Genomic DNA, 11,025 nt, shown 5'->3' on the forward strand with positions numbered 1-11,025 from the left:
ATCAGGTCGTTGTTGTGGAAGGCGGTCTCCATCGCCTGGTAGCCGCGCTTGCCGACCGCGTCGGGAAGCGCCGCGAGGTCGATGCCGGCGGTGAGACCGACGGTGCGGATGTCGAGCACGTTGGGGAGACCCTTGAGCGACATCACGGCATCGGCGAATTTCGGCTCCAGCGCCTTGGCGTGCTCGAACAGCTTCTCGTCGCGGTAGATGTCGAGCGTGGCAAGGCCGGCCGCGCAGGCGATCGGATGCGCCGAGTAGGTATAGCCGTGGGTGAACTCCACCATGTGCTCCGGGCCGCTCATGAAGGCGTCGTGGATGGTGTCGCGCACGATCACGCCACCCATCGGCGCGGCGCCATTGGTGACGCCCTTGGCGAAGGTGAGCAGGTCCGGCGTGACGCCGTAACGCTCGGCGGCGAAGGCGTGGCCGAGCCGGCCGTAGCCGGTGATGACCTCGTCGAAGATCAAGAGGATGCCGTGCTTCTGGGTGATCTCGCGCAGCCGCTTCAGGTAGCCCTTCGGCGCCGGGATCACGCCGGTCGAGCCGGCCATCGGCTCGACGATCACGGCGGCGATGGTGTTGGCGCCGTGCAGATTGACGAGGTTCTCCAGCTCGTCGGCGAAATGCGCGCCATACTCCGGCTCGCCCTTGGTGAAGGCCTGCTTGTCACGATCGTAAGTCGCGGGCAGGTGATCGACGCCGGCCAGCAGCGTGCCGAACATTTTGCGGTTGTTGACAATGCCGCCGACCGAAATGCCGCCAAACCCGACGCCGTGATAGCCGCGCACCCGGCCGATCAGGCGTGTGCGGGAGCCCTGGCCATTGATCTGGTGATAGGCCAGCGCGATCTTGAGCGCGGTGTCGGCGGCCTCCGAGCCGGAATTGCAGAAGAACACATGATCGAGGCCGGCCGGCGCCAGATCGGCGATCCGGGTCGCGAGCTCGAAGGCCTGCGGAATGCCGAACTGGAACGGCGGCGCGTAGTCCAGCATCTCGGCCTGCTTGGCGATGGCGGCGGCGATCTGCGGCCGGCCATGGCCGGCATTGGTGCACCACATGCCCGACGCGGCGTCGATGATGTGGCGGCCCTCGACGGTGATGTAGTGCATGTCCTTGGCGCCCTTGAGCAGCCGCGGCGCCTTCTTGAAGGCGCGGTTGGCCGTGAACGGCATCCAGTGGGCGGCGAGATCGTTCGGCACGTTGACCGTGGCGGCGTCGGTGCTCTTGTCGAGCATGGGGGCCTCTCTCGAAATGTCGGGCGGGTTGAGCTGAACTCAGGCTATCAGCTTCGCGGTGCGCCGAAAACCACGCGGACGCCGATATTTGCGCGCGGCGGGGTGCATTTGAATGCAGAGCTTGCGGTTTCAGCCCAGATCGGCGGCGGTGATCCAGAACACCTCGCCCTCGGAGTCCTCGCTGTCGAGCCAGAGCAGCGGCAGATGCGGGAAAGCCTCCAGCAACCGGTCCCGGCCGCGGCCGATCTCGCACAACAAGCCGCCCTGCGGGGTCAGGTGATCGCCCGCCTCGGTGAGGATGCGCTTGACGATGTCGAGCCCGTCGCTGCCGCCGTCCAGCGCCAGCTTCGGCTCGGCGCGGCATTCGGGCGGCAGGCCCGCCATGCCCTCGGCATCGACGTAAGGAGGGTTGGAGATGATCAGGTCGTAACGGTCGCCGCCGAGCGGGGTGAAGAGATCGCCGCGCGACAGCGTGATGCGGTCCTCGAGCCCGTGCTCGGCGACGTTGCGGGCGGCGACCTCGAGCGCGTCCTTGGAGATGTCCACCGCGTCGATCCGTGCATTCGGAAATTGCCGTGCCGCGAGCACGGCGAGGCAGCCCGAGCCGGTGCAGAGGTCGAGCACGTTCTCCACGCTGTCGGGATCGCGGATCAGCGCTGTCTCGGCGTCCTCCTCTTCATCGCCATCCTCGCCGCCGAAACAGGCATCCAGGATCTCGCCGATGAAAGAGCGCGGCACGATGACGCGCTCGTCGACATAGAAGGGCAGGCCGCGCATGTAGATCTTGTTGATCAGATAGGCGGCGGGCTTGCGTGTGGTAATGCGACGCCCGACCAAGTCGAGGATCGCCTTGCTCTCCGGCGCGGTCACCCGCGCGGTCGCAAAGGCCTCGATCTGCGTCGGATGCAGGTGCAGGGCCTCGCAGACCAGGAACGCCGCTTCCGCCATCGGATCGGTGGTGCCATGGGCGAAGACGAGGCCGGCCTCGTTGAACAGGCTGGTGGCATAGCGGATGTGGTCGAGCAGGGTCACGAGCTCGCCGCTCGCGACCTTCGGCAGCCGTTTGGGCGCAGCCACCGGCTTGCGCTTGACGACCTTGCTGACGCGCTTTGCCATCAGGACCGGGTCCAGCGCGCGGCCGCCTCGTCGTCGTGGGCGCGGGCCTCGACCCAGCTTTCGCCCCCGGCGCTTTCCTCGCGCTTCCAGAACGGCGCGCTGGTCTTCAGATAGTCCATCAGGAACTCCGCGGCCTCGAACGCGGCCTGCCGGTGGCTCGAAGCGGTCACCACCAGCACGATGTTCTGTCCGGGCGTGATGCGGCCGTGGCGGTGGATCACGGTCAATCCCGATAGCGGCCAGCGCGCCATGGCCTGTTCGGCACGGCGCATGATCTCGGCTTCGGCCATGCCGGGATAGTGCTCGAGCGTCAGCGCCGCGATCTCTTCCCCGCTGTCGTTGCCGCGGCAGATGCCGGAGAAGCTCACCACTGCGCCGATGTCGGTACGCCCATGGCTCAGCGCCGCGATCTCGCGCGCGGTGTCGAAATCTTGTTCCTGGATGCGAATGGTGACGATGGCGGTCATGCGGAGCGATGCCGGAATTAGCCGCCGGTCATCGGCGGAAAGAAGGCGATCTCGCGCGCGCCGGCGATCGCGGTGTCGGGCCGGACATGCGCATGGTCGATCGCGGCGCGAATCACCTTCGGCCGCTCGAAGGCATGGGCGTAGGTCTCGCCCTGCTGCGACAGCCAGGCGATCAGGTCTTCGATGGTGCGCACGCCGGCTGGCGGCTCGACGGTCTCCTCGGCCTTGCCGATCCGCTCGCGCACCCACGCGAAATACTTCACCTTCATGCCTCATCCTCCTTGATGAGGTGGTGGATGCCGGCCCGGAAATAGTCATAGCCGGTGTAGATCGTGACCAGGGCGGAAGCCCACAGCAGCAGCAACCCGATCTGCGTCACGACCGGCACCACCATGTCGCCGGCCTCGCCTGCCAGCAGGAAGCCGATCGCCACCAGTTGCACGGTGGTCTTCCATTTGGCGAGCTTCGTCACCGGCACGCTGACGCGGAGCGCGGCGAGATATTCGCGCAGGCCCGACACCAGGATCTCCCGGCACAGGATCACGATCGCCGCCCACAGCGCCCAGCCGTGGATGATGCCGTCGGCGGCCAGCATTAACAGGCAGGAGGCGACCAGGAGCTTGTCGGCGATCGGATCGAGCATGCGGCCGAATGCCGACTGCTGGTTCCAGATGCGCGCGTAATAGCCGTCGAGATAGTCGGTCACTCCCGCCGCGATGAAGATGATGACCGCCACCCAGCGCAGCCACAGCGGGCCGTCCAGGATCGACTGCGCATAGATGCAGCCGACCACGATCGGGACGGCCGCGATCCGCGCATAGGTCAGGATGTTCGGCAGCGAGAGCGAACTCTTCGAAGCGCTCCGGGTCGTTGCAATGTTCATCCGTCGTACCAATACCGCCGTCACACGAAGGTCAACCGTGCTGGCATCCCATGTCCGGGACATGACACGGATATTACGCGAATCGCGAATGCTGCCCTTTGAAGATAGGGAGCACGCGGGATAGGGCAACGCGGGAAAGACTTCGTTGAGCATGGCGTTCGGGCGGCATCGGATCGCGACGCTGCCCAGCGCCTGAATGATCCCCCTTCCGCGGACGTCGCGAGGCCCTTGTCGCATTCGCGGGTGGTTTGGAGCTGCGCCATCAAAGGTTCCATAAAACCGCTTCTGATACGGCGCAGCATTTCATCCGGGTAAATACTCCGGAGAGGTACGCTAACCCGTCTGGGTGTGGAAAAACTCGAAAATCTTGCGTGCGCTCTCGGCGCTGACGCCCGGGACCTTGCCGAGATCGGCGATCGAGGCCCGCTCGATCTCCTTCAGCGTGCCGAAATGCAGCAGCAGCGCGCGCTTGCGCGACGGGCCGATGCCGGGGATTTCCTGCAAGCCGGCCTCGCGGAGGTCCTTGGTGCGCCGCTTGCGGTGCGAGCCGATCACGAAGCGATGGGCCTCGTCGCGCAGCCGCTGGATGAAATACAGCACCGGATCGCGCGGCTCGAGCTTGATCGCCTCGCGGTCGGGCAGGAACAGCGTCTCGCGCCCGGCGTCGCGGTCCGGCCCCTTGGCGACGGCCATCAACTGAACCCGGGTCAATCCGAGGCTTTCAAAAATCTCCCGCGCGGCGTTGAGCTGGCCGCGGCCGCCGTCGATGATGACGAGGTCCGGCCATTGCGGCACCGAGTCGTCGTCGACCTTGGCCTTGTTCGCTTTGGTGTCATCGCCGTCTGCGGGCTTCAACAGCCGCTTGAAGCGCCGCTGCAGCACCTCCTGCATCATCGCGTAGTCGTCGCCGGGCGTCAGCCCTTCGGACTTGATGTTGAACTTGCGGTACTGGTTCTTGACGAACCCGTCCGATCCCGCAACGATCATGGCGCCGACCGCGTTGGTGCCCTGGATGTGGCTGTTGTCGTAGACCTCGATCCGCTTCGGCGCCTGCGGTAGCGCGAGCGTCGTCGCGAGCTGCTCGAGCAGCCGGCCCTGGGTTGCGGTGTCGGCGAGCTTGCGGCCGAGCGCCTCGCGCGCATTGGTCAGGGCATGCGCGATCAATTCCTTCTTCTCGCCGCGCTTGGGCACGGAGACCTCGACCTTGTTCCCGGCCTTGACCGAGAGCGCGTCGGCGAGCAGCTCGCATTCCTCGATCGCGTGCGACAGCAGGATCAGCTTGGGCGGCGGCTTGTCGTCGTAGAACTGCGCCAGGAACGACGACAGCACCTCCTCCGGCGTGAACGATTTCTCCGCCCGCGGGAAATAGGCGCGGTTGCCCCAGTTCTGCCCGGTGCGGAAGAAGAACACCTCGACGCAGGAATAGCCGCCCTCCTGGTGGATGGCGAACACGTCGGCTTCCTCCACGGTGCGCGGGTTGATGCCCTGCTGCGACTGGATCGCCGACAGCGCCGCGAGGCGGTCGCGATAGACCGCCGCGGTCTCGAATTCGAGTTCGGTGGACGCCTTTTCCATCTCGGCCGCGAGCAGCTCCTTCACCGCATGGCTGCGGCCGGAGAGAAAGTCGGTCGCCTCGCGCACCAGCTCGGCATAGCCGGGAAAATCGATCTCGCCGGTGCAGGGGCCGGCGCAGCGGCGGATCTGGTAGAGCAGGCAGGGGCGGGTGCGGCTCTCGAAGAAGCCGTCGGTGCAGGAGCGGATCAGGAACGCGCGCTGCAGCGCCGTGATGGTGCGGTTGACGGCGCCGGCCGAGGCGAACGGCCCGAAATAGCGGCCGGGGCGGCTCTGCGCGCCGCGGTGCTTGAGGATCTGCGGCGCCCAGTGGTCGCCGGTGAGCAGGATGTAGGGGAACGACTTGTCGTCGCGGAGCTGCACGTTGAAGCGCGGCCTGAGCTGCTTGATCAGATTGGCTTCGAGCAGCAGTGCCTCGGTCTCGGTCGCGGTCGAGACGATCTCGACGGTGGCGGTCGCCGCGATCATGCGCAGGATGCGCGCTGGATGCGGCGCGTTCGGCCGGGCATAGGACGACAGCCGCTTGCGGACGTTCTTGGCCTTGCCGACATAGAGAACGTCGCTGGCGGCATTCAGCATGCGGTAGACGCCGGACGAGGTCGGCGCGAGCCGGACCGCCTTCTCGATCGCCGCATGGCCGATCGCAAGCGGGCCTTCGGCGATGGCCTCGGCGCTCTCCTCCGGCAGCTCCGGCAGCAGCGCTTCCTCGTCCTCCTCGCCCGCCGCATTGGCGGGGTCGAGATCGGGCGGCGCGAGCTCCTGCGGACGCGCTTCAGGCTCAGCGCTCGTCTTCGCCTGCGGCGCGCCTGGCGGATCGGCCGGATCTGAACTGTCGGGTGTCATGCTCGGCAAATCTATGCGCTGATGGCGTGCGCCGCCAGCGCCGGAACGACGTCCGGCGGCGCAACGCACAGGCTCGAATCGGGCGTGGCATGAGCTGGCAGCGTCGCCAAGACTTAATGCCAAGACTTCAATGCCAAGACTTAAATGCCAAGACTTCAATGCCAAGACTTAAACGCGCGTCACGCTTCATCGGCATGCCGTGCCGCCATTCACGTTTCATTAGCGATGCCGGTTGGCGGTTACTCTTCATTAAGAACGTTAAGCGGCCGGTAAGGTCGCTTAGCAGGTCCTTAACCTAAAACTCTCGATAAACCTTATCGAAAAAAGCGGAAGTTCCCTAACCATGTTGCCTGATGCGGCGCCGTTTTCGGCGGCCGGCGTCGCGGCGGGGGGCATGGCAGTTGCGTTGGAGGAGAAGATGAGAAGGCTCGTTGTGAGCACCTTGATCGCCGTCAGTTGGACTGCCTCGGCGCAGGCCGCCGATTACGCATACCCACCCCCACCCCCGCCTCCACAGCCAAACTACGGGCCTCCGCCGCCAGCCTATCCTCCCCCGGGCGGTGGCTATACCGTGTACCAGCCGCTCAATGCTTATAGCTGGGCCGGCCCCTATCTCGGCGCCAACATCGGCTACGAATGGGGCGCGGTCTCCAACAACCCGACCAAGCCGGCCGGCTTCGTTGGCGGCGTGCAGGCCGGTTACAACTTCCAGACCAGCCCGTGCTGGGTGTTCGGCATCGAGGGCGACCTGCAGGCAACGGGTGCGGACGACACCTTCGCGCCCTGGAAGTTCTCCAACCCGTGGTTCGGGACCATCCGGGGCCGCGTCGGCTACACCTTCGAAAACAACATTCTGGTCTATGGCACCGGCGGTCTCGCCTTCGGCGAGCTGCAGGGCCAGAACCTCACACTGACGGAGTCCCATACCACCGCGGGCTGGACGCTTGGCGTCGGCGCCGAGTTCATGTTCGCGCCGCGCTGGAGCGCCAAGGCCGAATATCTCTTTGTCGACCTCGCGGATACGCCATTTTCGATTACAGGGGTGTCAAACGACTACCACTTCGGCGTCTTCCGAGCCGGGGTGAACTATCACTTCTGACACCAGAACAAGAAGCAGGAAACGACCCACTCCCGGCCCTTGCGGCCGGGATTTTTTTACGACTGGACCACCAGGTTGACTGCCTTGGGTCCCTTGCCCTTCTTGTCCGGCTCGACCTCGAACGTGATGCGCTGTCCTTCGGTCAGATCCTTCAACCCGGCGCGCTCGACCGCGGTGATATGGACGAACACGTCGCGGCCTCCGTCGTCAGGCTTGATGAAGCCGTAGCCGCGCTCCCCGTTGAAGAACTTGACCGTTCCAGTCATGGCCATCGGGAAACTCCTCCCCCGCAATGCTTAAGCCGCGACGCGCAATATGCGCCCCGGCTCGACCGGACATTCGCCTTCCGGAAAGCTTGGCCACCTTGAACGTCCCGGCTTGCGCGCCGATCCGTCTGGATTTTTTGAGGCCTTGATCACTCCGCCGCAACCATTCGCGGAAGCGGAACGTAAAGCCAGTCCCAATGCGTGCAACCATAATACGGTTCCGCACAATTTGCCTACGGATTTTCGGCTAATCCACGGCTCAAGCTTTGGGCGCTTCCAGCCGGAACCGACCGGGGCCGCCCTGGCCGAGCGGCCGCTCCAGCTCGGAGAGGATCGCCTTCAGCTCGCCCTGCAAGGTCCACGGCGGATTGACGATCAGAAGGCCGCTCGAGGTGAGCGCTGCCTCCGCTGTCTGCGGCGCGGCGCTGAATTCGAGCCGCAGGCATTTTCCGGCGGGCTTGGCCAATGCCGCTGCGGCTGCGACCCGTCGCGCCAGCTCGTCGGTGGCGCGTCGGCTCTTGGCCGGATACCACAGCACGTAGATGCCGGTCGGCCATTTCCTGAAGGCGCGGATGAAGACGTCCGCCAGTCGCTCGAACTCGTCCTTGGCCTCGAACGGCGGATCGATCAGCACCAGGCCGCGCCGCTCGTTCGGCGGCACGAAGGCGGGCAGCGCCACCCAGCCGTCGAGATCGACGACGCGGGCCTGGGCATCCTTGTGCAGCACCTCGATCAGGCGCTTGCGGGCGCCCGTCTCGAGCTCGCAGGCGGTCAGGCGATCCTGCGGCCGTAACAGGGCGCGCGCGATCAACGGCGAGCCGGGATAGGCCTCGAGCTCGGCGGGCCGATTGAACGACCTGACGATGTCGAGATAGGGCATCAGCAGGGCCTGGGCCGATTCCGAAAACCGCGCCTGCATGATCCGCGCGATTCCGGTGCGCCATTCGCCGCCGCGCTCGGTCTCCTTGCCGGCGAGATCGTAGAGCCCGGCGCCCGCATGGCTGTCGATGACGCGAAAGGCCGAAGGCTTCTCATGCAGATGAAGCAGGATACGCACCAACACGATGTGCTTGACGACATCGGCGAAGCTGCCGGCATGAAAGGCGTGGCGGTAGTTCATGGCGCAGCTCTACGCCACGCGGCCTATCGCAGCAAACGCTCATCGCCGTGGCCTGCCGCCGGCGCAGGCGCGGCGCTAGCCGCCGCGCATCGGCGGCATTGTCACCTGGTCGCGGCGACAGGTGCGGCCCTCGATCTCGCCGCAGTCGCGGAACTGCAGGTCCTTGCTCAGACAGACGCGGACCTCGCTGAGCCGCGTGCGGTTGCAGGTCACCGCCATGCCGGCTTGAGTCAGCCCCGGATTGGCCTTGATGAAGGCATTCTCGATGTCGCCGGGCGCGATCGTCTTCGGCTCGGACAACTGCAGGAACTCTTCCGGAATCTTGACCGCGGCGCGCGCCTTGCGGATGGTCTCAAAATAGGCCCGGCCGCCCAGCCCCGAGCAGGTGCCGTGCTTGTCCCACTCGTTGAAGATCAGCCCCGGCGCCGGCATCAGGTCGAGCATCGAGGTCATCACGTTGCGGTCGAGCCGCGGCGCCGGCTGCTCGCAATATTCGGGAAAGCCGTGCTCATATTGCGGCCACAGCCCGTGCACCACGAAGGAGAACGGCCGCCCGCCACACTGCGCCTGGGCGCGGTTGCCTTTGCCGCGTTCCTCAGCCTCTTCGCAGAACGACGGCGACCAGGATAACGAGAGCACGTAGAAGTCGAACTCGCCGGGGGCGTTCTGGCGACGGTCCTGAGCCGGCGCAGTGCCGGATGCGCCGATCAGCGCGGCAAGCGCGACGACAAATCGTGAAAGCCGGATCAGTCGAATCATCGCGACGCCCCCTCAACGCGTGCTCAGCAACCGGGCGGCACCCTAACAGGCGTCAAGAACATTTCAAGAACAAATTTGTGACGAAAGGCGGCCGCGCGCCGCCATCGGCTCAGGGCCGCGCCGCCTTGCAAGCGGGGTTGAAGGCCCAGTTGCGGTCGAGCCCGACCACGCACCATTCGACGCCCTGGTTGAAGCCGGCAAACCCGCCGTCCTCGATGATCGAATAGTTCAAGGTGCGCACCGCGCCGTCCGAGAGCTGGACGCTGCCGGTGCAGTAGCGCCGCGGCATGTTGTCGGATTGCCAGGGGCGGAAGGCGATCTCGTGGATATTGCCGTAGGCCGTGATCTTCAGCGGCGAATTCCAGTAGGTGCTTTCCTTGTCCTCGAACTGATTGGTGATGGTGCCGAGCGCCTTCTCGCAGGGCGCGACGCGCCCGTCATAGCGCGGGCCGAACAGGCCGAAATTCAGTTCCAGCGGATTGGCCGCGTGGGCTGCGGGGCTCGATGCGAGCACGCCGAGCGCCATCATGAAGCCGAATTGCTGCAAGTATCTGGAGAGCGCGCGCATGGTCATTCCGAAAAGCCTGATCCGTCAGGCTCGACCGTGCCGCGAAGGCCGGCCAGGGTCAAGTGCAAGGCGGCAACACCCACCGGGAAGTCTGTGGCAGGCTCGTGGCCGTTCTTTCCTCGGGCGCCGATGCCCTCTAATATTAATATTACGCAAGCGAAACGGAGTCTGCGATGCGAAGGATGATGGCCGGAAACCTGCTTGCGCTGCTGGGGGTGCTGGCCTGCGCGCCGGCCCAGGCCGACTGGGTGCCGCCGGTCAAGGGCAACGACACCGGCGGCATCATCGCCTATACCGTCGCCATGCAGCAGGACGCACGCCAGATCGCGGTCGACCACTGCGCCTCCTATGGCAAGGTGGTGAAATTCCTCGCCGTCGATCCTCGTCCCGGCGGCTATGTCTCCTTCGCCTGCCGCTGGGTGCCGTATGGCGCGGCCGAGCGGCCGCTGCGTACGCTGTACTGATTTTTTCGAATTCCTCCGAAGCAACCGATGGAGCGCGCATCATGACGCGACAGCTTCTCCCGTACTGCGTGGGCTGTTTCCTGCTGGCGCTGCCGGCTACCACGGCGGCCGCCGATGACTTGCCGGTCCGAAAAGCCGGACTATGGGAGATCAAGATGGTCAAGACCGGCTCGCCCATGCCGGACATGACCGTGCAGCATTGCACCGACGAGACCACAGACCATGACATGAACGACATGGTGGCGCCGGCGGCCAAGCAGATCTGCTCCAAGCGGGACTTGAAGAAGACAGCGACCGGCTACGTCTCCGATTCCGTCTGCAACGTTGCCGGCATGTCAGTCACCTCGCATGCCGACGTGGTCGGCGATTTCAACTCGGCCTACACCGTCACCTCGAACGCGCATACCGAGGGCGGTCCAGCCGGCGTCCGCGACACCACGACCAAGATCGAAGCGAAATGGGTCGGCGCCTGCAAAGAGGGGCAGAAGCCGGGCGACATCGTGATGCCCGGCGGCTACAAGCTCAACGTCAAGGACGTGCAGAAGCTGAAGAACCTGCTGCCGGCCGTGAAGGCCAATTGAGACCGCCTTTCCTACACCGGGATCCGCACCGTCGCGCGCAGGCCGCCCATCG

The 11,025-nt window shown here is 65.5% G+C and carries 13 protein-coding genes; 3 read left to right on the forward strand and 10 right to left on the reverse strand.

The genetic code is table 11. From position 1 onward, the window contains the following. The 6 genes from JOY90_RS35735 to uvrC all read right to left on the reverse strand — a co-directional run. On the reverse strand, positions 1-1,235 hold a 1,235-nt coding region (locus tag JOY90_RS35735; RefSeq protein ID WP_291695793.1), incomplete at its 3' end, for an aspartate aminotransferase family protein. Between the two features lie 129 nt (positions 1,236-1,364). After that, a complete protein-coding gene (prmB, locus tag JOY90_RS35740) occupies positions 1,365-2,351 on the reverse strand; it encodes a 50S ribosomal protein L3 N(5)-glutamine methyltransferase (protein WP_291695794.1) in 987 nt (328 codons plus the stop codon). Continuing rightward, positions 2,351-2,818 (reverse strand): molybdenum cofactor biosynthesis protein MoaE, encoded by a 468-nt coding sequence (locus JOY90_RS35745; RefSeq protein WP_291695795.1) that lies wholly within the window; start codon positions 2,816-2,818, stop codon positions 2,351-2,353. The genes prmB and JOY90_RS35745 overlap by 1 nt, the downstream gene beginning before the upstream one ends. Before the next feature lie 17 nt (positions 2,819-2,835). Then, the gene (gene moaD, locus JOY90_RS35750; RefSeq protein WP_291695796.1) at positions 2,836-3,087 is read right to left on the reverse strand and encodes a molybdopterin converting factor subunit 1; all 252 of its coding nucleotides are present in this window, start codon (positions 3,085-3,087) and stop codon (positions 2,836-2,838) included. Beyond that, a complete protein-coding gene (pgsA, locus tag JOY90_RS35755) occupies positions 3,084-3,701 on the reverse strand; it encodes a CDP-diacylglycerol--glycerol-3-phosphate 3-phosphatidyltransferase (RefSeq protein ID WP_291695797.1) in 618 nt (205 codons plus the stop codon). The genes moaD and pgsA overlap by 4 nt, the downstream gene beginning before the upstream one ends. Positions 3,702-4,034: 333 nt before the next feature. Further along, a complete protein-coding gene (uvrC, locus tag JOY90_RS35760; RefSeq protein ID WP_291695798.1) occupies positions 4,035-6,116 on the reverse strand; it encodes an excinuclease ABC subunit UvrC in 2,082 nt (693 codons plus the stop codon). 418 nt (positions 6,117-6,534) lie between these two features. Here uvrC and JOY90_RS35765 point away from each other — a divergent pair, with 418 nt between their 5' ends. Then, positions 6,535-7,215 (forward strand): outer membrane protein, encoded by a 681-nt coding sequence (locus JOY90_RS35765; RefSeq protein ID WP_291695799.1) that lies wholly within the window; start codon positions 6,535-6,537, stop codon positions 7,213-7,215. Positions 7,216-7,271: 56 nt separating this feature from the next. On the opposite strand, the gene JOY90_RS35770 is transcribed toward JOY90_RS35765, so the two are convergent. The 4 genes from JOY90_RS35770 to JOY90_RS35785 all read right to left on the reverse strand — a co-directional run bounded on the left by JOY90_RS35770 (position 7,272) and on the right by JOY90_RS35785 (position 9,928). After that, a complete protein-coding gene (locus tag JOY90_RS35770) occupies positions 7,272-7,487 on the reverse strand; it encodes a cold-shock protein (RefSeq protein WP_291695800.1) in 216 nt (71 codons plus the stop codon). 253 nt (positions 7,488-7,740) lie between these two features. Continuing rightward, positions 7,741-8,601: a 23S rRNA (adenine(2030)-N(6))-methyltransferase RlmJ gene (locus tag JOY90_RS35775; RefSeq protein ID WP_291695801.1), complete on the reverse strand. Its 861-nt coding sequence runs from the start codon at positions 8,599-8,601 to the stop codon at positions 7,741-7,743. Positions 8,602-8,676: 75 nt separating this feature from the next. Further along, positions 8,677-9,360, reverse strand: a complete 684-nt coding sequence (locus JOY90_RS35780; RefSeq protein ID WP_291695802.1) for a ribonuclease T2 — start codon at positions 9,358-9,360, stop codon at positions 8,677-8,679. A gap of 109 nt (positions 9,361-9,469) precedes the next feature. Next, on the reverse strand, positions 9,470-9,928 hold the full coding sequence (locus JOY90_RS35785) for a hypothetical protein (RefSeq protein WP_291695803.1): 459 nt from the start codon (positions 9,926-9,928) through the stop codon (positions 9,470-9,472). A gap of 173 nt (positions 9,929-10,101) precedes the next feature. Between JOY90_RS35785 and JOY90_RS35790 the strand changes: the two genes are divergently transcribed. Together JOY90_RS35790 and JOY90_RS35795 are read left to right on the forward strand one after the other, a co-directional pair. Continuing rightward, positions 10,102-10,392 carry a hypothetical protein gene (locus JOY90_RS35790; RefSeq protein WP_291695804.1) on the forward strand — a complete coding sequence of 97 codons (291 nt, stop codon included), beginning with the start codon at positions 10,102-10,104 and terminating at the stop codon, positions 10,390-10,392. A 41-nt stretch (positions 10,393-10,433) separates the two neighbouring features. Continuing rightward, positions 10,434-10,973, forward strand: coding sequence for a DUF3617 family protein (locus tag JOY90_RS35795; protein WP_291695805.1), 540 nt, complete (start codon positions 10,434-10,436; stop codon positions 10,971-10,973). Positions 10,974-11,025 lie beyond the last annotated feature (52 nt).

Origin of the sequence: Bradyrhizobium sp. (assembly GCF_019242285.1) — a bacterium.
GTDB lineage: Bacteria > Pseudomonadota > Alphaproteobacteria > Rhizobiales > Xanthobacteraceae > Bradyrhizobium.

Bases quoted from the DNA above. Each gene is read 5' to 3' on its own strand.
- prmB (WP_291695794.1), bottom strand. From the start codon at position 2,351: ATGGCAAAGCGCGTCAGCAAGGTCGTCAAGCGCAAGCCGGTGGCTGCG.
- JOY90_RS35745 (WP_291695795.1), bottom strand. From the start codon at position 2,818: ATGACCGCCATCGTCACCATTCGCATCCAGGAACAAGATTTCGACACC.
- moaD (WP_291695796.1), bottom strand. From the start codon at position 3,087: ATGAAGGTGAAGTATTTCGCGTGGGTGCGCGAGCGGATCGGCAAGGCC.
- pgsA (WP_291695797.1), bottom strand. From the start codon at position 3,701: ATGAACATTGCAACGACCCGGAGCGCTTCGAAGAGTTCGCTCTCGCTG.
- uvrC (WP_291695798.1), bottom strand. From the start codon at position 6,116: ATGACACCCGACAGTTCAGATCCGGCCGATCCGCCAGGCGCGCCGCAG.
- JOY90_RS35765 (WP_291695799.1), top strand. From the start codon at position 6,535: ATGAGAAGGCTCGTTGTGAGCACCTTGATCGCCGTCAGTTGGACTGCC.
- JOY90_RS35770 (WP_291695800.1), bottom strand. From the start codon at position 7,487: ATGGCCATGACTGGAACGGTCAAGTTCTTCAACGGGGAGCGCGGCTAC.
- JOY90_RS35775 (WP_291695801.1), bottom strand. From the start codon at position 8,601: ATGAACTACCGCCACGCCTTTCATGCCGGCAGCTTCGCCGATGTCGTC.
- JOY90_RS35780 (WP_291695802.1), bottom strand. From the start codon at position 9,360: ATGATTCGACTGATCCGGCTTTCACGATTTGTCGTCGCGCTTGCCGCG.
- JOY90_RS35785 (WP_291695803.1), bottom strand. From the start codon at position 9,928: ATGCGCGCGCTCTCCAGATACTTGCAGCAATTCGGCTTCATGATGGCG.
- JOY90_RS35790 (WP_291695804.1), top strand. From the start codon at position 10,102: ATGCGAAGGATGATGGCCGGAAACCTGCTTGCGCTGCTGGGGGTGCTG.
- JOY90_RS35795 (WP_291695805.1), top strand. From the start codon at position 10,434: ATGACGCGACAGCTTCTCCCGTACTGCGTGGGCTGTTTCCTGCTGGCG.